The 25101-nt window shown below is 74.1% G+C and carries 22 protein-coding genes and 2 pseudogenes; 13 read left to right on the top strand and 11 right to left on the bottom strand.

Going from position 1 to position 25101, the window contains the following annotated elements; all coding sequences use genetic code 11:
• Together OG689_RS33015 and OG689_RS33020 are read left to right on the top strand one after the other, a co-directional pair.
• A complete protein-coding gene (locus OG689_RS33015) occupies positions 1-375 on the top strand; it encodes a hypothetical protein (protein WP_266324499.1) in 375 nt (124 codons plus the stop codon).
• Between the two features lie 185 nt (positions 376-560).
• On the top strand, positions 561-1217 hold the full coding sequence (locus OG689_RS33020) for a DUF4396 domain-containing protein (RefSeq protein ID WP_266324500.1): 657 nt from the start codon (positions 561-563) through the stop codon (positions 1215-1217).
• 76 nt (positions 1218-1293) lie between these two features.
• Here the strand turns inward: OG689_RS33020 and OG689_RS33025 are convergent, their stop codons facing one another.
• Complete coding sequence (locus OG689_RS33025) at positions 1294-1791, bottom strand: cupin domain-containing protein (protein ID WP_266324501.1); 498 nt, start codon at positions 1789-1791, stop codon at positions 1294-1296.
• A gap of 108 nt (positions 1792-1899) precedes the next feature.
• Between OG689_RS33025 and OG689_RS33030 the strand changes: the two genes are divergently transcribed.
• On the top strand, positions 1900-2394 hold the full coding sequence (locus tag OG689_RS33030; protein ID WP_266324502.1) for a MarR family transcriptional regulator: 495 nt from the start codon (positions 1900-1902) through the stop codon (positions 2392-2394).
• A 420-nt stretch (positions 2395-2814) separates the two neighbouring features.
• Here the strand turns inward: OG689_RS33030 and OG689_RS33035 are convergent, their stop codons facing one another.
• The 5 genes from OG689_RS33035 to OG689_RS33055 all read right to left on the bottom strand — a co-directional run bounded on the left by OG689_RS33035 (position 2815) and on the right by OG689_RS33055 (position 7096).
• A complete protein-coding gene (locus tag OG689_RS33035; protein ID WP_266324503.1) occupies positions 2815-3675 on the bottom strand; it encodes a biotin-dependent carboxyltransferase family protein in 861 nt (286 codons plus the stop codon).
• Complete coding sequence (gene pxpB, locus OG689_RS33040) at positions 3672-4328, bottom strand: 5-oxoprolinase subunit PxpB (protein ID WP_266327618.1); 657 nt, start codon at positions 4326-4328, stop codon at positions 3672-3674. Before pxpB ends, OG689_RS33035 begins: the two co-directional genes overlap by 4 nt.
• Positions 4325-5101, bottom strand: coding sequence for a 5-oxoprolinase subunit PxpA (locus OG689_RS33045; RefSeq protein WP_266324504.1), 777 nt, complete (start codon positions 5099-5101; stop codon positions 4325-4327). The genes pxpB and OG689_RS33045 overlap by 4 nt, the downstream gene beginning before the upstream one ends.
• Before the next feature lie 152 nt (positions 5102-5253).
• Positions 5254-5886, bottom strand: a complete 633-nt coding sequence (locus OG689_RS33050; RefSeq protein WP_323189346.1) for a hypothetical protein — start codon at positions 5884-5886, stop codon at positions 5254-5256.
• A gap of 178 nt (positions 5887-6064) precedes the next feature.
• Entirely contained in the window at positions 6065-7096 is a 1032-nt protein-coding gene (locus tag OG689_RS33055; RefSeq protein WP_266324505.1) for an IPT/TIG domain-containing protein, read from the bottom strand.
• A 125-nt stretch (positions 7097-7221) separates the two neighbouring features.
• On the opposite strand from OG689_RS33055, the gene OG689_RS33060 reads away from it, so the two are divergent.
• Complete coding sequence (locus OG689_RS33060) at positions 7222-7584, top strand: hypothetical protein (RefSeq protein ID WP_266324506.1); 363 nt, start codon at positions 7222-7224, stop codon at positions 7582-7584.
• A gap of 564 nt (positions 7585-8148) precedes the next feature.
• Here OG689_RS33060 and OG689_RS44905 read toward each other — a convergent pair.
• Positions 8149-8445, bottom strand: a complete 297-nt coding sequence (locus tag OG689_RS44905; RefSeq protein ID WP_323189347.1) for a pyridoxal-phosphate dependent enzyme — start codon at positions 8443-8445, stop codon at positions 8149-8151.
• 10 nt (positions 8446-8455) lie between these two features.
• Here OG689_RS44905 and OG689_RS33070 point away from each other — a divergent pair, with 10 nt between their 5' ends.
• From OG689_RS33070 to OG689_RS33095, 6 genes and pseudogenes are all read left to right on the top strand, one after another.
• Entirely contained in the window at positions 8456-9994 is a 1539-nt protein-coding gene (locus tag OG689_RS33070) for a hypothetical protein (RefSeq protein WP_266327620.1), read from the top strand.
• A gap of 43 nt (positions 9995-10037) precedes the next feature.
• Positions 10038-10910 carry a hypothetical protein gene (locus OG689_RS33075; protein ID WP_266324507.1) on the top strand — a complete coding sequence of 291 codons (873 nt, stop codon included), beginning with the start codon at positions 10038-10040 and terminating at the stop codon, positions 10908-10910.
• A gap of 109 nt (positions 10911-11019) precedes the next feature.
• Positions 11020-15606 (top strand): hypothetical protein, encoded by a 4587-nt coding sequence (locus OG689_RS33080; RefSeq protein ID WP_266324508.1) that lies wholly within the window; start codon positions 11020-11022, stop codon positions 15604-15606.
• A 135-nt stretch (positions 15607-15741) separates the two neighbouring features.
• Positions 15742-16515 (top strand): annotated as a pseudogene (locus OG689_RS33085) (IS30 family transposase); the annotation flags it as partial.
• 671 nt (positions 16516-17186) lie between these two features.
• Positions 17187-18998: a group II intron reverse transcriptase/maturase gene (ltrA, locus tag OG689_RS33090; protein WP_323189265.1), complete on the top strand. Its 1812-nt coding sequence runs from the start codon at positions 17187-17189 to the stop codon at positions 18996-18998.
• A 73-nt stretch (positions 18999-19071) separates the two neighbouring features.
• Positions 19072-19518: pseudogene (locus tag OG689_RS33095) on the top strand (IS30 family transposase); the annotation flags it as partial.
• On the opposite strand, the gene OG689_RS33100 reads toward OG689_RS33095, so the two are convergent.
• Positions 19515-20246 (bottom strand): hypothetical protein, encoded by a 732-nt coding sequence (locus OG689_RS33100; protein WP_266324509.1) that lies wholly within the window; start codon positions 20244-20246, stop codon positions 19515-19517. The pseudogene OG689_RS33095 and the gene OG689_RS33100 sit on opposite strands and share 4 nt — an antisense overlap.
• A gap of 267 nt (positions 20247-20513) precedes the next feature.
• On the opposite strand from OG689_RS33100, the gene OG689_RS33105 reads away from it, so the two are divergent.
• Complete coding sequence (locus OG689_RS33105; RefSeq protein WP_266324510.1) at positions 20514-21311, top strand: metallophosphoesterase; 798 nt, start codon at positions 20514-20516, stop codon at positions 21309-21311.
• Positions 21312-21335: 24 nt separating this feature from the next.
• Here OG689_RS33105 and OG689_RS33110 read toward each other — a convergent pair whose 3' ends face one another.
• Positions 21336-21659 carry a metalloregulator ArsR/SmtB family transcription factor gene (locus OG689_RS33110; RefSeq protein ID WP_266327622.1) on the bottom strand — a complete coding sequence of 108 codons (324 nt, stop codon included), beginning with the start codon at positions 21657-21659 and terminating at the stop codon, positions 21336-21338.
• Positions 21660-21927: 268 nt separating this feature from the next.
• Here OG689_RS33110 and OG689_RS33115 point away from each other — a divergent pair, with 268 nt between their 5' ends.
• Positions 21928-23019 carry an NADH:flavin oxidoreductase/NADH oxidase gene (locus tag OG689_RS33115; RefSeq protein WP_266324511.1) on the top strand — a complete coding sequence of 364 codons (1092 nt, stop codon included), beginning with the start codon at positions 21928-21930 and terminating at the stop codon, positions 23017-23019.
• On the opposite strand, the gene OG689_RS33120 is transcribed toward OG689_RS33115, so the two are convergent.
• Positions 22995-23420, bottom strand: a complete 426-nt coding sequence (locus tag OG689_RS33120) for a hypothetical protein (protein WP_266324512.1) — start codon at positions 23418-23420, stop codon at positions 22995-22997. The genes OG689_RS33115 and OG689_RS33120 overlap by 25 nt on opposite strands.
• 163 nt (positions 23421-23583) lie before the next feature.
• Entirely contained in the window at positions 23584-24279 is a 696-nt protein-coding gene (locus OG689_RS33125) for a FadR/GntR family transcriptional regulator (RefSeq protein WP_266324513.1), read from the bottom strand.
• A 282-nt stretch (positions 24280-24561) separates the two neighbouring features.
• Here OG689_RS33125 and OG689_RS33130 point away from each other — a divergent pair, with 282 nt between their 5' ends.
• On the top strand, positions 24562-25101 hold the full coding sequence (locus tag OG689_RS33130; protein WP_266324514.1) for a gluconokinase: 540 nt from the start codon (positions 24562-24564) through the stop codon (positions 25099-25101).

A 25101-nucleotide genomic window follows, 5' to 3' on the forward strand; every position in this document is an offset into this window, starting at 1 on the left:
ATGTCAACCTTTGCGCTGTCCTACGAGAACTGGTTCAGGCCGATCGCCGTCTGCTGCGGGATGGGCCCCGCGCGGTCGGGTGCGGAGATCGTCGGGGAGGTGCTCAAGGTCAGGATGGGGTGGGCCTTCCGGGCCGGGATACCGCTGTCCTCGATCGCGGCGGCCCGGGCGGATTCGGGCCCGGTCTCCGGCTGGGGCGTGCACGGTTTCGGCGGCCGGTGGCTGGTGAACGGCTCCGCACGCGGCCTGGTGGTGCTGCGGGTGGAGCCGCGCTGCCGCGTCACCGCCGCGCTGGTCCCGGTCCGGTTGCGCGAGCTGCGGCTGAGCCTGGAGCGGCCCGAGGAATTCCTGGTGGCCCTGGACCGTCCGGTCTGAATCCCTTCCGGCCCGAACGGTCCGGTGGAAGGCCTCCGCCCCGGGGTGGTCCCCCCGGGGCGGTGCGCGCCGGCAGCGGGGAGGGAACTGCGTCGGGAATACCCCCCAGGGGTATTGTGTTGACATCGACGGGCCGCGGAACGGGCGACCCATCGATATCGGCATCGGCATCGGCGGAGGACGACATGGCAGAACCCGCGCACCACGCATCCGGGACCCACGCATCCGGGACCCACGGCGCCGAAGGCACTCGTGACGGCCAGGACCCGCGCGCCGGCCACGACCGGCACGTCGTCGACGCCCCGCATGTCGGCCACGGAGACCATGCCGACCACAGTGACCATGTCGGTCACGGCGGTCACGGTGGTCATCCCGGCCACGGCGGCCACGCCGCCGCGGGGGACGGCAGCTGGCGGACGGCGGTCCAGGCCACCCTGCACTGCCTCACCGGATGTGCGATCGGCGAGGTGCTCGGCATGATCCTGGGTACGGCCTTCGGCCTGCACAACGGCGCCACCGTGGTCCTGTCCGTCGCCCTGGCCTTCGTCTTCGGCTACGCGCTCACCATGCGCGGTGTCCTGAAGGCCGGCCTGCCGGTACGCCAGGCCGTCAAGGTCGCCCTGGCCGCCGACACCGTGTCCATCCTGGTGATGGAGCTGATCGACAACACCGTGATGGTGACCGTTCCCGGGGCGATGGACGCCGGGCTCGGCAACGCGCTGTTCTGGGCCGCCCTGGCCGGTTCGCTGGCGCTCGCCTTCGTGCTGACCGTCCCGGTGAACCGCTGGATGATCGCGCGCGGCCGTGGCCACGCCGTGGTGCACGCTCACCATCAGCACTGACCTCCCGGTGGCGCGTCCCGAAGGTCCTGCCCCGACCCGGTTCACCACCGGGCCGCGGGGCAGGACGTTCAGGCCATCAGGCCCCGCCCGCCTCGCGGGCCGCGCGCCAGGCCGGGGAGTCCAGGAAGTGGTTGTCGAAGCGGTCCTGGGTCGCCAGCAGCTGCTCCAGGGTGGCCTCGCCCCGGCGCAGGCGGTCGAGGATGCGGAAGTACTCGAACCGCTCGACGCCCGGCGTGATCACGATCAGCAGGTCCGCCCCCGAGGAGGGCGGGGCGGCGAAGGCGTGCGGCAGGTCGGGCGGCACCACGAGCAGGTCGCCGGCCCGGGCGGTGACGACGTCCTCCCCGGCCAGGACCTGCAGCTCGCCCTCCGTGACGTAGAAGAGTTCGGAGGACCCGCCGTGGTAGTGCGGGGAGGCTCCGTCGGCCCCGCGCGCGAGGGTGACCCGCAGGGTGCTCAGGGCGCCTCCGGTGGCGCCGGCATCGGCCAGCAGTCTCGCGGTCGTCCCGCCCAGGTCGAGGGTTTCCGCCTCCTCGCTCCGCACCAGTACGGCCTTGTGCCCGATCAGTGACATGGTGGTTCCCCGTCTCTCCGGTGTCACTCGGTGGATCGTTCTGTGGCTGATAGTACTGCGTCTAACTATCAGATGCCAGAACTGTCGCCCGTCGAATAGCATGCCGCCATGGACGAGGTGGACGTGATCGTGGAGCAGTGGCGGACCGAGCGGCCCGATCTGGACCTGTCGGCGGTCGGCACCGCCGGCCGGATCGGACGCCTCGCCCTGCTCGCGGGGCGCGCCGTCGACGACGTGTTCAAGCAGCACGGGCTGCAGCGCGGGGAGTTCGACGTGCTGGCCGCGCTGCGCCGCTCCGGGGCGCCGTACGTGCTGACCCCGTCCGTACTGGCGGCGGCGCTGATGCTGTCGCGGGCGGGTATGACCAGCCGCCTCGACCGGCTGGAATCGGCGGGCCTGGTGGCGCGCCGGCTCGACCCGGGGGACCGCCGCAGCTTCCACATCGCCCTCACCGATGACGGCCGGGCCGCCGTCGACGCGGCCATGACCGACCACGCCGCCAACGAGGCGCGGCTGCTCGCCCCGCTCACCGGCGCCGAGCAGGCCGCCCTCGACGCCATCCTGCGCAAGCTCCTGGACGGCCTGGGGGCCGCCGGGGCCTGAGTGCTCCGGGCGCCCGCCGGGTGCGGCGTGTTCGGTGGCGGGCCCGACCGCCGCGGTCGGCGGGGTGCGGACGGCCGGCGGCGGACGGGCGTCCGGCCCCGGCCTCAGCTGCCGGGCCGCCGGTCCTGGCCCTCAACCGCCGGGCGTCCGGCCCCGGCCTCAGCTGCCGGGCCGCCGGTCAGCGGTCCGGTCGTCCAGTTCGGCGAGGGTCGATTCCACCCGGGCGAGTTCGGCCTGCGTGGTGGCGCGCGCGACCAGGAGCAGGCCGCGCCGGAACGGGTCTGCCGGGCTGCGGGCACACCATCATGATCGACAACCCCGAGGGCTTCGTGCACGCGGGCGCCGGGCCGCTCGTCCACTGACGAACGGGCCGCCTCGCGAACGGGCTGTCCCGTGAACAGGCCACCCCGAGAGCAGGGTTCAGTCGCGCAGCAGCACGAAGCGCAGCGGCGTGCCCGGCCGGGCCTGGGCGGCGGCGGCCAGGTCGGCGGGCGGCACCACGCCGACCACGGGGTAGCCGCCGGTGGTGGGGTGGTCGGCCAGGAAGATCACCGGCCGGCCGTCCGGCGGGACTTGGACGGCGCCCAGCACCATCCCCTCGCTGGGGAGTTCACCGCCCCGCGCGCGGTCGACCGGCGGGCCGTCGGTGCGCAGCGCGATCCGGTTGCTGGCGGCGGCGACCCGGTACCGGTCGCGGGCCAGCCGGGCCACCGCCCGCGGCTCGAACCAGTCGGCCCGGGGGCCGAGGTGCAGGCGCAGCACCAGCCCGGTCGGGGGAGCGGGCAGCGGCACCAGCTCGGGGCGCGGCCGCGGGGCCGGCGGCGGGCCGACCGGCAGGACGGTGCCGGCGGCCAGCGGCGGCGGGCCGAGGCCGGACAGCAGATCGGCCGAGCGGCTGCCGAGCACCGGCGGTACGGCGATCCCGCCCGCGACGGCCAGATAGCTGCGGACCCCGTGGGTGGCCGCCCCGACCTCGACCAGCGCGCCGGCGGCGACGGCGACGGCGGCGCCCCAGGCGACGGGCCGCCCGTCCACCCGCACCGGCGCGGGTGCGCCGGTGACCGCCAGCAGGACGGGCCCGAGCGCCCGCAGGGCGACCCCGCCGACGGTCGTTTCCAGGGCCGCGGCGCCCGGGTCGTTGCCGGTCAGCCGGTTGGCCGCGCGCAGGGCCGGTTCGTCCAGGGCGCCGGCCCGCGGTACGCCGAGGTGGGCGACGCCGCGCCGGCCGAGGTCCTGAACGGTCGTCAGCGGCCCGGGGCGGACCACCTCCAGCGCGCTCATCCGGGCCGTACCGCGGTGAACCGCACCCGGACACCCGGTGCCAGCAGGGCGGCCGGCTCCCGCGCGGTGTCCCAGAGCGTCAGGTCGGTCCGGCCGAGCAGCTGCCAGCCGCCGGGGGACGACCGCGGGTACACCCCGGTCCACAGGCCTGCCAGCGCCACCGACCCGGCCGGCACCGAGGTGCGCGGCGTGGCCCGCCGGGGCACCTCGTACCGCTCGGGCAGGCCGGTCAGGTAGCCGAAGCCGGGCGCGAAACCGCAGAAGGCCACCCGGTACCGCGGCTCGGTGTGGATCCGGACGGCGGCCTCCGGGGAGACGCCCCAGTGCGCCGCGACCTCGGCCAGGTCCGCGCCGTCGTAGACGGTCGGGACTTCCACCAGTGTGCCTTCCGGGCCGGCCCCGGCCGCCGGCTGCCAGGTCGTCAGCAGGGCGGTCAGTGCCGGGACGTCCTCGGCGCCGTCCAGCAGGACGGTCCGGGCGGCCGGCACGATCTCGGTCACCGCGGGCAGCTCCCCGGCGGCGCGCAGCGCGGACAGCCAGGCGTACAGGGCGCCGGCCTCCGCCGTGTCGGCCACCTCGGCGAGCAGCGCCCGCGGGCCGGCGCGGCGGACGGTCGGTCCGGGGCGGTCCGGGTCGTTCCGGCCGGCGCTCAGCTGAACGCCTCCACCCGGATGCCGGCCGACGCCAGTGCTCCCCGCACCCGCCAGGCGAGTTGGGCGGCGCCGGGGGTGTCGCCGTGCACGCACAGCGAGCGGGCCTCGATCGCGACCGGCTCGCCGCCGATGGCGGTGACCAGGCCGTCGCGGGCCATCCCGACCGCGCGGGCGATCACGGCCTCCGGGTCGTGCACCACGGCGTCCGGGTCCCGGCGGGGGACGAGCGTGCCCGCCCAGGTGTAGGCGCGGTCGGCGAAGGCCTCGGCGACGACCGGCAGTCCGACGCCCTCCGCGACGGCGAGCAGCCGGGACCCGGGCAGGCCGAGCACCGGCAGCGGGCCGTCGCAGATCGCCCCGGCCCGCAGGATGCCCGCCACCACGGCCTCGGCCTGCTCCGAGTCGGCGACCACCCGGTTGTACAGGGCGCCGTGCGGTTTGACGTACGAGACCCGTGAGCCGGCCGCCCGGGCGAACACCTGCAAGGCGCCGATCTGGTAGGCGATCTCGTCCGCCAGCTCCTCCGGCGGGACGTCCATCGCCCGGCGGCCGAAGCCGGCCAGGTCGCGGTAGGAGACCTGGGCGCCGATGCGGACGCCGCGCTCGGCGGCCAGGGCGCAGACCCGGCGCATCGTCGACGGGTCACCGGCGTGGAATCCGCAGGCGACGTTGGCGCTGGTCACCACCGACAGCAGGGCCTCGTCGTCGGTCAGTGTCCAGCGACCGAAGCCCTCTCCGAGGTCCGCATTGAGATCGATCACCGTATCGGCCACGCCCGTTCCGCCTCCTGTCAGCTCTTCAGGGCGATGGTAGGGCCTGCTCGTTACGCCCGACGCACCTGACCCGGACGCTTGGAGGCGGCCGGGGCGGGCACCGTCAAGGGGTTCCCCCGGTTGGCTCAGCGGGACGGCCTTCGGGGGGTCGGTCAGGCCGCGGAGGTGGCGCCGGCGGTGCTCGGTGCGACGCCCGGCCCGCTGTCGGGCCCGGCGCCCGACCCGTTGTCGGGCCCGGCGCCCGACCCGTTGTCGGGCCCGGCGTTCCGCCCGGCGGCCTGCTCCATCGAACGGATCCCGCGCAGCACGACGAGCAGCGGGATCACGCCGACCACACCGAACGACATGTCGATGAATCGCCAGTACAGCGGGATCCCGCGCAGCGGGCCGCAGATCAGCGCCAGCGGGATGATCGCGCCGCAGGCGATCACCGCCCACCTGATCACCCAGACGTTGCGGACCGGGTCCTGGATCGGCCCCCAGAAGGCCACCGCGATCACCAGGTGGGCGAAGGCCAGCCAGTCGGTGCCGTAGGCGAGGAAGGGGTAGCGGCGGTTGGTGTCGGCGATGCCGTCGCGGACCTGCAGCAGCTTGGCCAGGAGTCCGGGGAAGTGCTCGCCGATCGGCGCGGCCGGGCCGGTGGCGAAGTCGGCCAGCCAGCGGGTCTCGCTCTCCAGCGGGAAGGCGGTCAGGCCGCTGAGCACCAGGCAGACCACGAAGGTCCAGAGCCAGCGGCGGACCTTGCGCAGTGCGGTGTGCTCGGTCTCGTTCGGCGTGCTGCTCATCTTCGTACCCCCAGGCGGAAGGACGGGCGACGACTCTCCGCACCCGTGCAGCGCCGACTCTAGACCTAGAATTGAACGTGTTCAACATGGTGGTTCGCGGGCCCCGGACAGGCCGGTGCCCGGTCGGCGGACGGCCGACCGGGCACCGGGTGGGAGGGCGCCGCCGGGCGCCGGCGGATCAGGCGGTGTACGTGAACCGGTCGGCGGTGACCGGTGCGCTGGTACCCCCGGGCGTCGTCACCGTGACGTCCACCGTGCCGGAGCCCGCGGGGGAGACGGCGGTGCAGGCGGTCGGGCCGCACGAGACATGGGTCGCCGGCACACCGCCGAACGCCACCGAGCCGTAGGTCAGGGCGGTGCCGAGGACGGTGACGCCGGTGCCGCCGGCGACCGGGCCACCGGTCGCGGTGCCGATCGAGGACACCACCGGCGCGGCCGGGACGGGCGGCGTACCGAGGTAGCCGAAGAGGGCGGGCGCGTCGGCGTGCCCGCCCGGCGTGACCACGGTGACCGGCAGACTGCCCGCCCCGGCCGGCGCCGTCACGGTGCACGAGGTGCTGGTGCAGCCGCCGGTGGCGGGACGGTCGCCGAACAGCACGAAGCCGTTGTCGAGAGCCGTTCCGGTGACCGTCACGGCGGTGCCGCCGGCGGCCGGACCGGTGGTGGTGTCGATCGCGGTCACGGCCGGCGCGGCCGGGGTCGCCGACGCGATCGGGCCGACGCCGATCGCATAGCTGGTGACGTTGTCGGACAGGTCGGCGTCGTCCCGGTTGGAGGCCGTCACCCTGATCGTCCCGGACGGGCGGACGGTGCCGTGGGTGCCCAGCTGCAGCTTCATGAAGTCGCTGCGCCCGGGCCGGCGGGTGCCGACGAAGGTGGCCTCCAGCCGGCGCCGGTCCGCCGAGACGGTCTGGGTGAAGGTGAAGTCCGGTGGTACGGAGTACATCAGCGCGCCGTCGGTGGTCACACCGGGCGGCAGCTCGACCGTCAGGTGGGTGGCGCCGGTGACGTCCGTGGTACCCGCCGACTTCCAGGTGACGCTCATGTTGGTGTTGTCGATGGGGAAGATCGGGTAGTTGCCGCTCTGCGAGACCGCCAGGTCGGGGCCCTGCACGGGGCTCGCGGCCGAGGCGGTGGTGGCTCCGGCGGCACTGAGGGAGGTGAGGGCCAGCGCCGCGGCGAGACCTGCCTTTGCCAGTTTGATGATCATATCGACATCATGGTGACGGCCGGAGTGGCTGGATGCCGCTTCGTGCAAGCTGGCCGGGATCGGACCTGCGCCCGCTGGGCGAAGCTCCCTAGGATGGCCGGAAGTCGTCGACCGGGGGAGAACTGATGAGACGTCCGACCATAGCCGTGGCCGCGGCCTGCCTGCTGCTGGCCCTGACATCCATGACGGCCTGCCAGTCGGGGTCGGCCTCCGGCAAGGTCCAGGGCACCGACGCGGAGTTGGCCTGTGCGGCCGTGAACCGGCTGCCGGAGCAGATGCCCGACAGCAAGGCCGACGGGGAGCAGGCCTTCGACATCGCGACGGCCCGCCTCGCCGGCGCCGAGGAACTGGCCCGGGCCGCCGCCCTGGCGGACGGCAAGTTCCAGCCGCTCGCCGACGCCCTGCGGGAGGCGCAGCAGCAGATCTCCGTGACCTTCGACGCCCACCAGGCCGAACCCGCCGTCAAGAAGGCCCGGACGTACTGCTGACGGAGGCGACGCCGGCGGAGGTGGCGCCGACGGGCGGCGCGGCCGGGGCCGGTGCTCCGGCGGACGCGCCGCCGGCCGGCCCGGCGGCGCCCGGTCCGGCCGGCTCCGAGCGGTGGACCAGGCCGCGCCGCCCGCCCGTCGAGCAGCACCACCGCGGCCTCGTCCGCGGCGCCCGGCGCCGCCAGGGCGTCCGGGGCGGACCGGCCGACACCGACCGTCGGCAGGGCCGGGCCGCTCCGGTCGCCGGCCCGGTCCGTCGGGACCGCCCGGCCCTCGGCGATCGCGCGCTCGACCGCTGCCGCCGGGAGCGAGCCCAGCACCTCCGTGGCGCTGATCCCGTACGGCCTGGCCGGCCTGGCCGTGACCACCGGCGCGACCCCGCCCGGGGCCGCGCAGCAGGTCCGGCGCCTCGGTGAGCGAGGCGTCGCAGGGGACGGTGACCAGCCGGCGGCCGGACGGGTCCGGCGCGGCACCGAGGACGGAGCGGACGGTCGGCCCGCCGTCCTGAGGCTCCTCCGGGAAGCCCCGGTCGCGCAGCCGGTCGTCGCTGAACACCTTGGACAGCTACGAGCGCCCGGAGTCCGGGAGGAGCACCACCACCAGGTCCTCCGGGCCGAGCCGGCGGGCCACCCGCAGGGCTGCGGCCACCGCCGTGCCCGAGGACGGACCGGCCAGCGGCCCCTCCTCGCGGGCCAGGCGCCGGGCGGTGAGCAGCGACTCCCGACCGTCCTCCCGCCCGCCGTGCGACCGCCTCTCGCCGGCCGTCCGACCGCCGCCCCGACCACCGCCTCGCCGGCCGTCCGACTCCTCCCGGAAGTCCCGTTTCGGTCGTTGTCGGTGCGAACCTCTAATCTTGTCCACCGTGACCGCCATCGCAGACCAGCCCACCGACTACGGGCACCGGCCGCCCGCCGGTGCCGCCCGGCCCGCGCCCGGCCCCGCCGCCGACGAGGGCCTCGCCCGCCGGCTCAAGGCGCTGGCCTGCACCGCGCCGTTGCACGACCTCGACAACCGCAAGGTGAACCTGGCCGGCGAGTACGGCGGCTACGCGATGGCGGAGGTCGGCCTCGCCGCCATCGACCTGGTCACCCTCCACATGGACTTCGACACCGGCGCCGACCGCGACATAGTGCTGGGCCGCATGCTGCCCAGGGTCGCCGCCCAGAACCCGCCCCGCCCGGCGGCCGAGCACGAGCGGGTCGCCCGCTGGGTGCTGGAGTCGCTGATCAACGTCGGCAGCGTCGACCGGGGCTTCCGGGCCGTCTACGGCACCTTCGGGCCGGACGGCGAGTACGTCCGGCGGGACTACGACTTCAAGCTGATCGAGGAGGTGCCGGGCCCGGACGGCGGCGTCTACCTGCGCACCACCGACGAGGCCGTGAACGTCCTGGTCGGGGCGCTGGACACGGACGTCACCTCGGCCCAGATCGCCGCCGAGGTCAAGCTGGAGGTGCTGATCCGCCGCGGCCGGCTCGCCGACGCCCAGCTCGCCGCCGAGCAGGCCCGCTACCGCACCGTCCAGTACGCCGAGACGCTGCGCCGGGCGCTCGACGCCACCCGCCGCAACGTCCGCGCCGTCGACTGGATGCAGGCCGTCCCCGACCTGATCGACGAGGCGCTCGACCACATCGCCGACCGCTACCGGCACGAGAACGCGATCCTCACCAACATCCGCAAGGTCCGCGACGAGAGCGAGCCGCACACCCCCGAGGGCGCCGAGCACAAGCGCCGGGCCGCCGAGCTGGTCGACATCGTCAAGGACTGCATCCGCCGCCACACCCAGCTGCAGACCCGCCTGCTGGAGGCCGGCCCGCTGTTCCGCGCCGAGCAGGACCGCCAGGCCTTCGCCTCCCCGGGCGTCCGCACCGGCATCGACCTGTACGGGCAGCTGCTCGCCCCGCTGCTGCGGCTGCCGGTCGAGCAGGCCGTCCGCCCCACCGACGCCTTCTTCGCCCGCGGCACCGGCCTGCGCACCCCGACCTCGGTGCGGGTCACCGACCTGGTCGACCTGCTGCTCACCCCGCCGGTCGAGCGCGAGCACCTCGGCGCCGAGCTCCCCGACCCGGACCTCGTCGCCACCCCCGACGACAGCCGCTTCTCGGAGGCCCAGCTGGAGGCCGCCCTGGAGCTGCTCGACCTGCCCAGCGACGCCCCGCGCCGGCTCTCCGGCCTGCTCGCCGACGCCCGCAGGCAGGACCCGGAGCTGCCGTACCTGGTCGCCCTGCTCGCCGTGCACGCGGCCAGCCCCCCGGTCGGCACCGCCTACCGGCAGGGCGAGGAGCGCCTGCTCTTCGCCGTCGACGACGGCACCCCGCTGCGGGACGTCGAGTTCGGCGGCGCCGACCTGATCGTCGGCGCCGCCCTGCTCGACGCCGCCGGCATGGCCGCCGACCGCAAGGACGCCGGCTGATGACGGACCGCCGGCCGCCGAACCACCTCGAGGAGCACCGCCCGTGACGACCCACCACGACGCACCCTGGGTGCCCGAGGCCGAACCCGCCCCCGCCGCGCTCACCCCGGCCGACGTCGCGGACGCCGCCCGGCTGGTCTCCTTCGGCCTGCAGGCCAAGCTGCTCCCGGCCCGCGACGCCGAGTACGCCGAGCTGGTCCGCCGCCACCGGGAGGACCCGCCGTTCGCCCGGCTCGCCGACGCGGTCGCCACCGGCATGGGCCTGGTGGTGCTGGAGGTGTCCGCGCGGGCCGGCATGGCGGTCGCCGCCGCCGAGGACTCGGTGTTCGCCGTCCGGATGGGCGACTACTCGCGCCGGGCCGCCTCCGAGTCCACCGACCGGTTCCTGCACGGCCTGGCGCACCTGGCCGTCGCCGCGATGGCCTTCCCCCGCCCCGAGGACCTCGCCGACGACGGCTACCTCGGCCGGATCACCGTCAACGGCGTCGACGCCTTCGTCCGGCAGGCCTGCCGCCGGCTGGAAGAACAGGCCGACGCCGCCGGCGACAACACCGACCCGCAGAGCGACGCCCCCGGTCTGGAGGCCGCCTGGCGGGTCTGGGCCCGCCGCACCGCCACCGGCGCCACCAAGGACGCCCGCCGGCTCTCCGGCTCGACCATCGGCATCGTCGGCAAGGCGGTGCTCTTCCTGGTCGACTCCGGGTTCCTGCAGAAGACCGCCGACGACGCCGGCGGCACCTACCGCACCACCGCCCGCTACCAGCTCCAGGTACGGGACCTCGCGGCCAGCGGCGCGATGGCCGAACTGCTCGACCTCGGGGTCGTCCCGGTCAGCGACGGCAGCGCCACCCTGCTGCCCGCCGACCACAGCGAGGACCTGGTGGCCGACGCCGGCCTGCCCTTCCACTCGCTCTGACCCCGACACCCGCCCCGCCCCCGACACCCGCCCCGCCCCCGACACCCGCCCCGCCCCCGACACCCGCCCCGCCACCTCGCCGACCGCCCGCACTGGAGAACCGCCGCACATGTACGAGCTCAACCGGGTCCGCCTGTACTCCATCGGACCGGCCGGCGCCCGCTACGCCGACACGGTGCTCGACCTGCGCGGCGTCGGCGAGCCGGTCGCCGACCCCGCCCCCCAGCAGCCCGGCCTCTTCGGCGAGGAGCCCGAGGGCCCGCAGCGCCGCCCCGCGCCCGCCGGTGTGCTCTTCCTGGAGAACGGCGGCGGCAAGTCCGTCCTGCTCAAGCTGATCTTCTCGGTGATGCTCCCCGGCCACCGCAACACCCTCGGCGGCGCCAGCTCCGGCGTCCTGCGCAAGTTCCTGCTCGCCGACGACTGCGGGCACGTCGCCCTGGAGTGGCAGCACACCGTCACCGGCGAGCTGATCGTGGTCGGCAAGGTCAGCGAATGGCGCGGCCGCCAGGTCTCCTCCGACCCGCGCAAGTTCGCCGAGACCTGGTACTCCTTCCGCCCCGGCCCCGGCCTCACCCTCGACGCGCTCCCCGTCGCCGAACGCATCAGCCTCGCCGGCGACCAGCGCGCCCGCGGCCGCCGCCGCACCATGAAGGGCTTCCGCGACGCCCTCACCGAGGCCGGCAAGACCCACCCCTACCTCGACCTCACCTTCGAGGACGGCCACGACCGCTGGACCGAACACCTCGGCGACCTCGGCCTCGACCCCGAGCTCTTCCGCTACCAGCGCGAGATGAACGCCGACGAGGGCGAGGCCGCCGGCCTCTTCGCGGTCAAGCACGACTCCGACTTCACCGACCTGCTGCTGCGCGCCGTCACCGACACCCGCGACACCGACGGCCTCGCCGACCTGGTGCACGGCTTCGCCGCCAAGCTCGGCCGCCGCTCCGAACTCACCGCCGAACGCGACTTCACGGCCGGCTCCCTCGACCTGCTCCAGCGCATCGTGGACGCCACCGCCGCCCGCGAATCCGTCCGCGAGACCCACCGCGGCGCCGAGCGCCGCACCCGCCGCCTCGCCCACGCCCTCACCTCCCGCGGCGCCGCCGAACGCGACCGCGCCCACGACCTCGCCGTCGAGGTCGCCGCCGCCGCGAGCGCCGTCACCGCCGCCGAGAGCGACCGCACCCGGCACTCCCTGATCACCGCCGAACTGACCCACCGGCACGCCACCCTCGGCCTCGCCGCCGCCACCACCGAGGCCGCCGCCCTGCGCCGCGAACTCATCGAGGCCCGCACCCTGCACTCCGCCTGGCAGGCCGCCGAGGCGGTGCTGCGCCACCGCGCCGCCGCCGACCGCGCGGCCCGGGTCGCCGCCGCCATCCGCGAGGCCGAACTCGACGCCGCCCCCGCCCTCGCCGCCCGGGCCCGCGCGGCCGGCGCCCTCGCCCGCGCCCTGGAGAGCGCCGCCCTCGCCGCCGAGGAGCGCGCCGACCAGGAGGAGCTGCGGGCCGGCGAGCTCCAGGACGACGGGGCCAAGGCCCAGGCCGACGCGACCGCCGCCGCCACCGCCGCCCAGAAGGCCCGCAGCGAGGCCGACCACCTGCGCCAGCGGCTCGCCGAGGTCGAGCAGGAGACCCAGGCCGCCGTCGCCTCCGGCTGGATCGACGCGGACGCCGACACCATGGCCAACGGCGAGGCCGACCCGGCCCGCGCCGCCCTGAACGCCGCCGACGCCGAGAAGACCGCCACCGCGGCCCTGGAGAAGGCCAGGACGGCCGCCGAGCAGGCCGCCGCCCTGGTCCGCGAGACCGCCGCCGCCGAGGCCCGCGCGGACCTCGCCGCCTCCCGCGCCGGCGACGCCCGCAAGGCCGCCACCGCCGCGCTGGCCACCGAGCGCCGGACCGCCGCCCTGCTCGCCGCCGAGCCCCGGCTCGCCGAACTGCTCTCCCTGCACCCCTACCGGGAGGGGGCCGAGGAGGCCGACGGCGTCCTCACCCCCGCCGCCCTGGACCGCTCCGCCGAGGCCCTGCGCGAACTGCTCGACCAGTCCGTCGCCACGGCCGAACGCACCCTCTTCGACCTGCGCACCGCCGCCGCGGACGACTCCCGGATCCTTGCCGCCCTCGGCGACGGCGGCCTGCTGCCGCCCGGCCCGGACGTCCTCGCCACCGTGGAGTTCCTGGCCGAGCACGGCGTCCCCGCCCTGCCCGGCTGGCGCTACCTGGCCCAGTCCGTCGACCCGGCCGACCACGACGACATCCTCGCCGCCCGCCCCGAACTCGTCGACGGTGTCGTCGTCACCGACCCCGGCGCCCTCGACCGCGCCCGCGAGGCCCTGCAGGCCGCCGCCCTGCTGCCGCGCTCCACCGTCGCCGTCGGCACCGCCGCCGCGCTGATCGCCCCGATCACCGGCGAGCCGGCCTTCTTCCTGGTGCCGCCGAACCCCGCCATGCACGACGAGAGCGCGGCCGACGGCGAGCGCCGCGAACTGCGCGCCCGCGCCACCGCCCGCGAGGAGCACATCCGCGAACTCGCCGCCCGCCTCGGCGGCGACCGCGCGCTGGCCGCCCGCCTCGCCTCCTGGCACGCCCAGTGCCCGCCCGGCACCCTCGCCGAACTCGCCGCCGCCGCCGAGGAGTCCGCCGTCAAGGCCGAGGCCGCCGCGGCCGAACTCGCCACCCTTCGCGCCGAGCACGCCGAGGCCGAGAGCGACCACGAGGCCGCCGCCGCCACCCACGAGGAGCACCGCGAGGCCGCCCAGCAGACCCGCCGCCGCGCCGACGCGCTGGCCGGCCTCGCCTTCCGGCTGCGCGAACGCGCCAACTGGACCCACAGCCTGCGCGAACTCGCCGAGGACGCCACCGAGTGCGACCGCCGCCAAGCCGTCTGCGCCGAGCGCGCCCGGACCTGCGACGAGGACCGCCGTGCCGCCCAGCGCGCCGCCGACGACGCCCGCCGCACCACCCGCACCCTGCGGGCCGAGCGCGCCGAGCTCTCCACCTCCGACGCCGCCGACGCGGCCGCCGAGCCCGCCGACCGCGCCCCCGCCTCGCTGCCCGCCCTGCGCGAGGCCTACCGCGCCGCCTCCCAGCTGTACGAGAAGGTCGGCGTCGGCGCCGACCTGCGCGCCGAACAGGCCCGCGCCGAGAGCGACGAAGCCGCCTCCGCCAAGGAACTCGACCGCCTCACCAACAAGGTCCGCACCCGCGCCGAGGAGCTGCTCGCCAGCCCCGACGGCGCCGACGGCCCGGCCCGGCAGGCGGCCGCCGCCCGCGCCGAGGAGCTGGTCGCCACCATCGAGGCCCGCTCCGCCACCGCCAGCGAGCAGCTCGGCCGCCTGCGCGGCGAGGCCGAACGCTCCGCCCCCGCCACCGGCGAGGCCCACACCGAACTGCCCGAGGACCTCGTCCCGACCGACCCCGAGCACGCCCAGACCCTGCTGCGCACCGCCACCACCCGCCTCGCCGAGCGCCGCGAGCGACTGGACAGCGCCCGCACCGAGCACGCCGACCTGCAGCGCACCCACCAGGCCTCGCAGAGCGCCGCCGCCGACTTCGAGGAGGCCGCCGGCCAGCTCCGGGACGGCCTGCGCGAGCACCCCGACGAGCCCGAGCAGCACGCCGAGCCGTACCTCGGCAGCCTCGCCGAGGCCCGCGTCGCCGCCGCCGAGACCCGCCGTACGCTGCGCACCGCCGCCACCGAGCTGTCCGCCGCCGAACTCGCCGTCCGCGACGCCTCGGACGGCCTGATCCGGCACGCCAACGCGGCCCGCTACGAGGCCGTCCGCACCCCCGCCCGGCAGCAGATCCGCGAGCTGCCCGCCGCCGCCCTGCCCGACCACGCCGCCGCCTGGGCCACCGCCTTCGCGCCCCGGCTGCGGGTCCTCACCGACGAGCTGGAGCAGCTGGAGCGCAACCGGGGCAGCATCGTCGACCGCCTGCGCGGCCTGGTCGAGAGCGCCCTCGCCACCCTGCGCGCCGCCCAGCGGCTCTCCCGGCTGCCCGAGGGCCTGGGGGAGTGGTCCGGCCAGGAGTTCCTCCGGATCCGCTTCGAGGACCCGGACCAGAGCGTCCTGGCCGAGCGCCTCGGCGAGGTCATCGACGAGGCCACCAGCGCCGCCGTCCGCAAGAACAGCGACCTGCGCCGGGACGGCATGTCCCTGCTGCTGCGCGGCGTGGCCGCCGCGATCGGCCCCAAGGGCGTCAGCGTGGAGATCCTCAAGCCGGACGCCGTGCTGCGCGCCGAGCGGGTCAGCGTCGGCCAGATGTCCGACGTCTTCTCAGGCGGCCAGCTGCTCACCGCGGCCATCGCGCTCTACTGCACGATGGCCGCGCTGCGCGCCAACGACCGCGGCCAGTCCCAGCTGCGGCACGCCGGGACGCTCTTCCTGGACAATCCGATCGGCCGGGCCAACGCGACGTACCTGCTGGAGCTCCAACGGGCGGTGGCGGACGCGCTCGGCGTCCAGCTGATCTACACCACCGGCCTGTTCGACACCACCGCGCTGGCCGAGTTCCCGCTGGTGATCCGGCTGCGCAACGACGCCGATCTGCGGGCCGGCCTGAAGTACATCTCGGTCGAGGAGCACCTGCGCCCCGGCCTGCCCGCCCCGCAGGACCCGGACGGCCCGGCCATCCACGGCGAGATCACCGCCACCCGGATGTTCAAGCGCCCGGCGGAGGCGCCCTCGGCCTGACCTCCGCCGACCGCTCCCGCCCCGCCCCGGCTCCCCGGGCCGCGGGGCGGGGGAGCCGGTGCCCCTGGAAGGCCCTTCCCTGGCGGGCCCCTTAGGTTCTAGCGGTCGTCGCAACACCCCAGTTCAGGGGATGCGATGACCTTCGAGATCCGTGAGATCCGAAGCCCTCAGGGGCGGCGGAAGCTGGCCGCCGAGCGGGCTGCATACTTCCAGCTCATGAAGCGGGGTGCGAGCAACAACGAGGCCTGCCGGATCGTCGGAGTCAACCCGAAGACCGGCAGGCGCTGGCGCAACGGCCGCAACCCGTCCGGCCGCAACAAGGTGGCACCCCCGGCTCGCCCGGCGGTGCCACCTTCCGCATCCTCCCGGTTCCTGGCTGAGGCCGAACGGATCTACATCGCCGACCGGCTGCGGGAGAAGGCTTCCGTGAGGGCGATCGCTGCTGAACTCGGCCGCAGTCCCTCGACGGTCAGCCGGGAGATCCGCCGCAATCGCCACCCGGAAAACTGCCAGTACCGGCCGCACGCCGCGCAGGCGCGCGCGGACTCCCGCCGCCCTCGGCCGAAGCTGACCAAGCTCGACCAGAATCACGAGCTGCGAGCATTCATCCAGGACCGTCTGGACAAGCGGTGGAGCCCTGAGCAGATCTGCCAGGCTCTGCGCAGGCACTTCCCCGAGCGGCCGGAGATGCATGTGGTTCACGAGACGGTCTACCAGGCCCTCTACGTCCAAGGCCGCGGCGAACTCCGCCGTGAGCTGACCCGCGTGCTGCGAACCGGCAGGGCGACGCGAAAGCCCCGCCGCCAGGCCCAGCAGCGCAGGCCCCGCTTCGTGGACCCCATGGTCATGATCAGTGAGCGGCCGGCCGAGGCCGAGGACCGTGCCGTTCCCGGCCACTGGGAGGGCGACCGTGCGACACGAAGCTGCACGAGTTTGAGTGGACTGACCGATTGGAGGGGCGGCTGATGAGGCCGTAATTGCAGTCACGGGTCCGTGTCCGTATGACCCGTCCCCACCCTTGACGTGCGATGCCGGTAACGGCGTGGTGCGAAGCTCAGGGGAAAGCCCAAGGACTTCCGTTCCATCCGGAAGTTACCGGCAAGGGGAAGACCGGACGGGTGAACGCAAGTGAACTCTCGTTGATGCCTCGTGATCCCAAGCCCCGCCGATGGAAAGCACCAGCGGGGTGCATGGCTGGCCGCTGAGAAGCGGCAGGCGCTGGCCGGTAGAGGTCACTCCGGCCAGGTGGACACCGCCGCCTCGGGGTAAAGAGAGCACCCACCCCGGTCGTATCTCACTCGTGTGGAACGTGGAAACCCCGTTGGGGTCCGAGCCTGCGTGGCTCGGTCGGCCGACCGTGAGGAAGGCTCAACTCCCCAGCGGGAACAGGATGGCCCAAGAAGCCAATGCCGGAAGCCGAAAGGAAACGGGAACCCGGGGCAGCATGATCGGCCTCTCCGTCGATCGCCTCGCATAACCGTCCGGATACAGGCTGCTGCCTGGACCCGAAAGGGTGCTGACGTGGGCCGGGTGAGCCTGTGCGGACTCACTGGACGAAGACGACGGAACCGAGGGACAAGTTGGACACCAACACGGATGCGGACGGAGCGGTCCAGACCGTCCCGGCTGCTGCCGCGACGGTGAACGGACCTGAGGGCGAAGGCCTGGACTGGGCGTCGGTCAACTGGCGCCGCGCCGAGGAGGACGTACGGCGTCTGCGGCAGAGAATCTTCACGGCATCGCAGGCAGGGGACCTGAAGAAGGTCCGCAACTTGCAGAAGCTGATGCTCCGGTCCCGTTCGAACACGCTCTTGAGTGTGCGGCGGGTCACGGAGATCAACGCAGGACGCGCGACGGCGGGAGTCGACGGGAAGGTGGTACTGCTTCCCCAGTCGAAGGCCGCGCTGGCCCACTGGGTCCAGCACCGGGCCCGACCCTGGACTCCCCAGCCCGTCAAGCGGGTGTTCATCCCGAAACCAGGGACCACGAAGAAGCGCGGCCTCGGGATTCCCGTGATCGTCGACCGGTGCCTTCAAGCTGTGGCACTGGGCGCACTGGAACCCGAGTGGGAAGCGCGGTTCGAGCCGAAGTCGTACGGCTTCCGGCCCGGCCGCGGCTGTCACGACGCGATCGGGGCCATCTACTCCACGCTCAACGGGAAGAACCCGCAGCGTGTGTGGGTGCTCGACGCGGACCTGACGGCGGCGTTCGACCGTATCGACCACGCCCGGCTGATGGCCGCGCTCGGCACCTTCCCCGCCCGGGGACTGGTCCGGCAGTGGCTGAAGGCCGGGGTCGTGGACAAAGGTCGGTTCGCCCCGACCGAGGAGGGAACTCCGCAGGGCGGGGTGATCAGCCCGTTGCTCTTCAACGTGGCCCTGCACGGGATGGAGGAAGCCGCAGGGGTCCGCTACTTCACCGCCGGCCGAGACGCCGGCAGTGCGCAGAGCGGAAGCCCCGTGCTGGTGCGGTACGCAGACGACTTTGTCGCGATATGCACCAGCCGTGAGCAGGCCGAACTGGTCAAGGAACGGCTGGCCGCATGGCTGACGCCCAGAGGACTCGCCTTCCACGAGGACAAGACACGCATCGTCCACGCGGAGAGCGGGTTCGACTTCCTGGGGTTCAACGTCCGCCGGTATCACGGCAAACTGCTGATCAAGCCGAGCACAGCGGCGCAACGACGGATCCGGGAACAGCTGCACGCCGAGATGTTGGCCCTGCGAGGGGCCAACGCTGCGGCCGTGCTCAAGAAGATCAACCCCATCGTGCGGGGCTGGTCGGCCTACTACCGGACGGTGGTGTCCAGCGAGGTCTTCACGGCGCTGGACAACTACATGTGGACGCTCGCCTACAAGTGGGCCAAGCACAGCCACCCGAACAAGCCGAAGCACTGGGTCTCCAGCAAGTACTTCGGCCGGTTCAACAAGTCCAGGAAGGACCGGTGGGTGTTCGGCGACCGCGACAGCGGCGCCTACCTACTCAAGTTCTCCTGGACGAAGATCGTCCGGCACCAGTTGGTCAAGGGCAGGGCGTCTCCGGATGACCCTGCCCTGGAGCCGTACTGGGCCGAGCGGCGCCGCAAGGGACCACCTCTGCCGGTGGACGGTATGACCATGCGCCTGCTTCAGGCCCAGCACGGTCGCTGCCCAGCCTGCGGAGGGCTCCTGCTGCACGCCGACCACCCGCCGCGAAGCCCCCAGGAGTGGGAGACGTGGCGGGCCGTCATCAGGAAGGCGATCTCCAAGCAGTACGTCGCGTTCCTGGGCGGGAGCACGCCGGGCGATCAACGAATCCGTCTCCTCCACACCCAGTGTCAACGGCGGAACGGAGCCGCCGAGCCGACACGTCCCGCACCTTCGCCTGCCCGCGAGCCCACGGGGCTTGCTTGAGCCGTGTGCGGTGAAAGCTGCTTGCACGGTTCTGAGGGGGCCGGGGTCCCAGTAATGGGCCCCGGCTACCCGACTGATCATCGGAGAGGACAACGCCTCGGCCATCGGCACCCTGGTGGAGCGCACCACCCGCTACGTGATGCTCCTGCACCTGCCTGCCGGCCGTGGCGCGGAACATGTCCGCGACGCCCTCCAAGAAGCGGTGCAGACTCTGCCGCCCCATCTGACGAGGTCCCTGACCTGGGATCAGGGCGCGGAGATGGCCGCCCATCACGCCTTCACCGTCGCCACCGATATCCCGGTGTACTTCTGCGATCCGGCCAGCTCCTGGCAGCGCGGCTCCAACGAGAACACCAACGGCCTGCTGCGGCAGTACTTCCCCAAGGGCACCAGCCTGGCCGGCCACAGCAGCGAACATCTGGCCGCCGTCGCCGCCGAACTCAACGGCAGGCCCCGCAAGACGCTCGACTGGGAGACCCCGGCCGAGCGTCTGCAGAAGCTACTCGTGGCTCGAGCCTAGAAATCAGGGCGTGCTCGGAGCGCCGCGAGGGTGGCGGGCGCCCGGTCGGGCTTCAACGACCAGCCGGGCATCCCACCCCAGGCGATGGACAAGCGCAGGTACTCGACCAGCGTGATGTCCGGACGGCCTTCGACCCCCCGAATGACCGGGTCGGCTGTCGCCTCGGGGAGAAGGATGTCGTGGGTCGACCCGCTGATGTTGGCTTTGTGCAGTTCGTCCGGGGCGAACTCGAACAGGAATCCTGGTTCCACCAGCTCGGGACAATCCCGCAGCCGCTCACGATGCTCGCCCCAGCAGTAGCGCAGGTGTTCCACGTCGGGCAGCACCAGCGGATCCGGGTACAGACCCGCGACGTCGTACTGGTCCCCTGCGGCCCAGGTCAGGTCCACGGCGGGACAATCCCCGGCGAACAACACCCTGCCGACATGGCGAAGACAGGCGTCGAGCGCGAACGGCAGAGTGCCGACCTCTCCTGCCAGCGCCGCCAACTCGGCGTGGTCCGCCGGGGTCGGCGGCTTGAGCATGTCCAACTCGGCGATCGGGACCAGACCGAGTTCCACCAGCGCACTACCGAGGCGGGTGACATGACGATGGACCCTGCGCATCGTCTCCGCCGCGACGGCCGCGCAGTCCTCGGACAGGTCATCGGGAATCGGCCCAAGGCGGCGCATGTCAGCCCATACGCCCTCGTGGTCACCGGCGACGTAGCGCTGTTCGAAGGAGCTCATCAGCGAAGCCTGCCGGACGCGTGACTCACGCTGCAAGCCGTCTGTCGCATCCCGCAGTGTTCGACGTGGCGGAAGGCCGGAAACCCGCTGACCTGTGGGTCCGGCTCTGGCGCAGGCATCTGCCTGCACCAGAGCCGGACCCTGTCGCTAGACTCCACGGCCTACGGCCACGTGTTGCGACGACCCCTGGAATTCGCCCCCTTCCCTGGCGGTCCCTTCCCTGGCGGGGCCTTCCGGCGGTGCCCGTCCCGTCCTAGGGTGGCGGCCATGCTGACCATCGCTCACCTCAGCGACATCCACATCGGCCAGGAGCAGGCGGGGCGGCTCGGCCGCAGGGACGGCGGAGCCCGGGCCCTCGCGCGCGCGGAGCGCGTGATGGAGTACCTCAACGGCCTGCCGGGGCCGCTGGACGCCGTCCTGGTGTCCGGGGACATCGCGGACCACGGCGCCCCGGGCGAGTACGAGCAGGCCGCGAAGCTCCTGGTGTCGCCGCACCCGGTGCTGACCTGCCCCGGCAACCACGACAAGCGGGCCGCGTTCCGGCGGGGCCTGCTCGGCCCGGCGGCCGACGGTGACGAGGCCGGGTCGGACCCTGACCGGCCGGTCAACCAGGTCCGCCGGCTGCCCGGCGTGACCTTCCTGCTCTGCGACTCGTCGATCCCCGGCCGGGACGACGGCCTGCTGGACGACGGGACCCTCGACTGGCTGGACCGGACGTTGGGCGAGGGCCCGCAGGACGAGCCGGCGATCGTGGCCTTCCACCACCCGCCGGTGGCGCTGCACCTGCCGTGGGTGGACCGGATCCGCCAGCACGGCGAGGAGCGGCTGGCGGAGGTGCTGTCGTGCCACCCCCGGGTCGCCGCGCTGCTCTGCGGGCACGCCCACACCGGGGCCGCGACCACCTTCGCCGGCCTGCCGCTGCTGGTGGCGCCGGGTGTGGTCTCCACGGTGATGCTGCCCTGCGAGGGCGGCAGCGGGATCGCCTTCGACCAGCCGCCGGTGATCGCCTTCCATCTGCTGGACGACACGGGCCGGCTGACGACCCATTACCGGGTGGTGGTCTGAGGCCGCCGCGGCTTCGGGGCCAGGTCAGGCCGGCGGGCGGTCCGCCTGCTGCCGGCCGACCGCGGCCAGCACGCTGTCCAGCAGTCCGGGGAAGAGCGCGGCCAGGTCCTCCCGCCGCAGGGTGCTCATCCGGGCGGTCCCGCGCCGGTGCTGGCGGATCACCCCGGCCTCCCGCAGCACCCGGAAGTGGTGCGTGGTGGTCGACTTGGTGACCGGCAGGCCGAAGGCGATGCAGGACATCTCGCTGTGGCCGTCCGCGAGTTCGCGGACGATGCGCAGTCGCACCGGGTCGGCGAGGGCGTGCAGCACGGCCTCCAGTCGGATCTCCGCGGGAGCCGGCTCCGGCAGGGCCGCCGAGGCCGAGGCCGAGGCCGGGGCGGGCGCCGCAGGTGACGGTGCGACAGGGGCCGGGATCGCGGCGCCGGACGGCGCGGCCACCCCTGGTGCGCTCGCCGCCGGCGCGGTGGCGGGCCGGGTGTCGGTCGGCAGCTCGGTTCCTCCGGTCATGCGCTCATGGTACGTCGACTTTCGTAGTTCGACGTTTCTCGTAGTACGGTGAATCTCGTACAACGATGTCCGGTACCCCGCGCCGGCCGTCATAGCGAAGGAGTCGCCCGTGTCCGCCCTCTTCGAGCCGATCACCCTGCGCTCGGTCACCGTGCCCAACCGCGTCTGGATGGCACCGATGTGCACCTACTCGGCGCAGCCGACCGGTCCGGAGACCGGCGTGGCCACCGACTTCCACCTGACCCACCTCGCCTCCCGCGCCGCCGGCGGCGCCGGGCTGGTGATGGTCGAGGCGACGGCGGTCAGCCCCGAGGGCCGGATCTCCCCCTACGACCTGGGCCTGTGGAACGAGCGTCAGCAGCAGAGCCTGGCCCGGATCGCCGCCCAGGTCGAGCAGTTCGGCGCCGTCCCGGCGATCCAGCTCGGCCACGCCGGCCGCAAGGCCTCCACCGACCGGCCCTGGCTCGGCGGCGCACCCGTCCCGGCGGAGGAGAACGGCTGGCAGCCGAGCGGCCCGTCCACCGTCCCCTTCGGCTCGAACCCGCAGCCGCTGGAGCTCACCGTCGACGAGATCCAGGGCATCGTGCGCGCCTTCGTGGCGGCCGCCGAGCGCGCGCTGGCGGCGGGCTTCAAGGCGGTCGAGATCCACGGCGCCCACGGCTACCTGGTGCATGCCTTCCTGTCCCCGGTCGCCAACCACCGGACCGACGAGTACGGCGGCTCGTTCGCCAACCGCACCCGGTTCGCGCTGGAGGTGGCCACCGCCGTCCGCGCGGTCTGGCCCGAGGGTCTGCCGCTGTTCTTCCGGGTCTCGGCCACCGACTGGCTGGACGACCAGGAGAGCTGGACGCCCGAGGACACCGTGCTGCTGGCCAAGCAGCTCAAGGACGTCGGCGTCGACCTGATCGACGTCTCCACCGGCGGCAGCGCCAAGGACGCCGTCATCCCGGTCGCGCCCGGATTCCAGGTGCCGTTCGCCGAGCAGGTCCGCGCCGCCACCGGCCTGGCCACCGCCGCGGTGGGCCTGATCACCGAGCCCGAGCAGGCCGAGCGGATCGTCGCGCAGGGCCAGGCGGACGCCGTCCTGCTCGGCCGCGAGCTGCTCCGCAACCCGTACTGGCCGCAGCAGGCCGCCCGCGAGCTGGGCGCCGAGCGCCGCTGGCCGGTGCAGTACGGCTACGCGGTGGGCAGCCGGGGCTGACGGCCGCCCGGGCCGCCCGGCCCGGGCACGCCACCGGACGCCCCGGGTCGCGGGTACGGATACGCGCCGGGGTGTCCGGCGCGTACCGGGGGCGTGCGGGCCTGGGACTGTGCCGGGGGTAGCGCCGCCGGCCCGCGACCGCCCGCCATCGGCGAGGCGGAATGCGGCCCGCGGGCCCGCTGGGCGGCGATCTGACGGGAGATCAGGATCTCCAGCAGGCACCAGGCGGTGCCGAACACCCCCAACCCCATCGCCATCAGCGCCGGGGTCAGCGCCCCGCTGTGCGCGTAGGAGGCCAGCACCGCCACGATCAGGCCGACGAGGGTGCAGGCGAGACAGATCACGGCCCGGACGGCGGCGGATCGCACCTCGTCGGGCAGTCGGCGGCGCTTGGCGGACATCGGCGACCCCCGGGGTGAGATCAGGGTGGCGTGCGCGGGCGCACCCTGCGCCCGTACGCACCACCCTGCCCCGGCCGACCGGAAGTATGCGTCCGAATCCCCTGGTCTGTTGGGAATTCGTGCGATCTGCCCCTGATGTGCCGTCGCGGCCGGCTCCGCCGGGTCAGGTCAGCTGCTTGTCGAGTTCCTCGAGGGCCCCGGTCACGATGGTCCGCATGGCCCGCTCCGCGCGCTCCGGATCGCCGGCGCAGATCGCCTCCGCCACCTCGCGGTGCAGCTTGATCGCGTACGACTCCGGCTGATGCGGCATCAGGTGGTACTCCGTCCGCCCGGTCAGCACCGCGCCGACGGTGTCCCCCAGGTGCGCGAACATCTCGTTGCCGGAGGCCCTCAGGACGGTCGCGTGGAACGCGATGTCGTGCTGCAGGAAGGTCTCCAGGTCCGCGGCCCGCGCGGTGACGGTCAGTTCGACGGCGAGGGCGCTGAGCGCGCGGCAGTCGTCGTCGGTGGCATGGGCGGCCGCCAGGGCCGCCGCCGCGGGTTCGACCGCCACCCGCAGCGAGCCCAGTGAGCGCAGCTGCGCCGGGCGGTCCGCGCCGGCCAGCCGCCAGCGGATCACCAGCGGGTCGAAGACGTCCCAGTCGGACTTGGGCTGCACGGTGATCCCCACCCGGCGGCGGGACTCCACCATCCGCATCGACTCCAGGATCCGGATCGCCTCGCGGACCACCGTCCGGGACACCCCGAACCGCTCCTCCAGCTCCTCGCCCCGGAGCACGGCCCCTTCGGGAATCTCCCCGGAGGCGATGGCCGGTCCCAGATCGGCGAGAAGTCGGCCGGGCAGGCCCTGGATGTCCATCGGGCCAGCCTAGTCGCCACCCCCGGCCCGGCCCCGTACCGCCCCGCTCGCCGGGCCCCGATCCGGCCACCGGGGACGGGGCGAGGGGCATGGGGGGACGGGTGCGACGGATGGGCGGAACCGCCCGGCCCGAGACTGTGACGCACGCCCGGGCATAAAAGTATGACGATTTGGTTTCCGTCTCTTGAATAGGTCATACCTTTGGGGAGATAGTTGCCACCGACCGCAGGCCCTGGCCCCGCCCACAGGCATCAGAGGCCTGGCAGAGAAGGAGCACCACCGATGGCTCTCAGCGTCGAGAACCAGCCGCCCACCGTCGTGGTGATGGGCGTCTCGGGCGTCGGCAAGACCACCGTCGCCCGGCTGCTGGCCGAGCGCCTCGCCCTCCCCTACGCCGAGGCGGACGACTTCCACCCGCCCGCCAACATCGCCAAGATGTCGGCCGGCACCCCCCTGGACGACCAGGACCGGGCCCCGTGGCTCCGGGCCCTGGGCGGCTGGCTCGGCGAACGCGCCGAGGCCGGCACCGGGGGAGTGGTGACCTGTTCGGCGCTGAAGCGGCACTACCGCGACACCCTGCGCGAGAGCTGCCCGGGTGCCTTCTTCCTGCACCTCAGCGGCGGTCACGAGCTGGTCGAGGACCGGCTCGCCCACCGCACCGGTCACTTCATGCCGGCGTCCCTGCTCGGATCCCAGTACGCCGCGCTGGAACCCCTCCAGGGCGACGAGCGCGGCGCCGTCCTGGACGTCGGTCCTGCCCCCGAACACCTCGTCGAGATGGCCGTGGAACTCCTGCGGCCCGTCAATGGAGACCTCGCGTGA

Source organism: Kitasatospora sp. NBC_00240 (assembly GCF_026342405.1).
In the GTDB taxonomy this organism is placed as follows: domain Bacteria; phylum Actinomycetota; class Actinomycetes; order Streptomycetales; family Streptomycetaceae; genus Kitasatospora.

What these genes read in the sequence shown, in the direction of transcription:
- OG689_RS33050 (WP_323189346.1), bottom strand. Translation starts at nt 5,886, where the DNA reads ATGAGCAGCACGCCGAACGAGACCGAGCACACCGCACTGCGCAAGGTC.
- OG689_RS33130 (WP_266324514.1), top strand. Translation starts at nt 24,562, where the DNA reads ATGGCTCTCAGCGTCGAGAACCAGCCGCCCACCGTCGTGGTGATGGGC.
- OG689_RS33105 (WP_266324510.1), top strand. Translation starts at nt 20,514, where the DNA reads ATGCTGACCATCGCTCACCTCAGCGACATCCACATCGGCCAGGAGCAG.
- OG689_RS33055 (WP_266324505.1), bottom strand. Translation starts at nt 7,096, where the DNA reads ATGATCATCAAACTGGCAAAGGCAGGTCTCGCCGCGGCGCTGGCCCTC.
- OG689_RS33015 (WP_266324499.1), top strand. Translation starts at nt 1, where the DNA reads ATGTCAACCTTTGCGCTGTCCTACGAGAACTGGTTCAGGCCGATCGCC.
- OG689_RS33100 (WP_266324509.1), bottom strand. Translation starts at nt 20,246, where the DNA reads ATGAGCTCCTTCGAACAGCGCTACGTCGCCGGTGACCACGAGGGCGTA.
- OG689_RS33035 (WP_266324503.1), bottom strand. Translation starts at nt 3,675, where the DNA reads ATGAGCGCGCTGGAGGTGGTCCGCCCCGGGCCGCTGACGACCGTTCAG.
- OG689_RS33125 (WP_266324513.1), bottom strand. Translation starts at nt 24,279, where the DNA reads ATGGACATCCAGGGCCTGCCCGGCCGACTTCTCGCCGATCTGGGACCG.
- OG689_RS33020 (WP_266324500.1), top strand. Translation starts at nt 561, where the DNA reads ATGGCAGAACCCGCGCACCACGCATCCGGGACCCACGCATCCGGGACC.
- OG689_RS33030 (WP_266324502.1), top strand. Translation starts at nt 1,900, where the DNA reads ATGGACGAGGTGGACGTGATCGTGGAGCAGTGGCGGACCGAGCGGCCC.
- OG689_RS33120 (WP_266324512.1), bottom strand. Translation starts at nt 23,420, where the DNA reads ATGTCCGCCAAGCGCCGCCGACTGCCCGACGAGGTGCGATCCGCCGCC.
- OG689_RS33060 (WP_266324506.1), top strand. Translation starts at nt 7,222, where the DNA reads ATGAGACGTCCGACCATAGCCGTGGCCGCGGCCTGCCTGCTGCTGGCC.
- OG689_RS33025 (WP_266324501.1), bottom strand. Translation starts at nt 1,791, where the DNA reads ATGTCACTGATCGGGCACAAGGCCGTACTGGTGCGGAGCGAGGAGGCG.
- OG689_RS33080 (WP_266324508.1), top strand. Translation starts at nt 11,020, where the DNA reads ATGTACGAGCTCAACCGGGTCCGCCTGTACTCCATCGGACCGGCCGGC.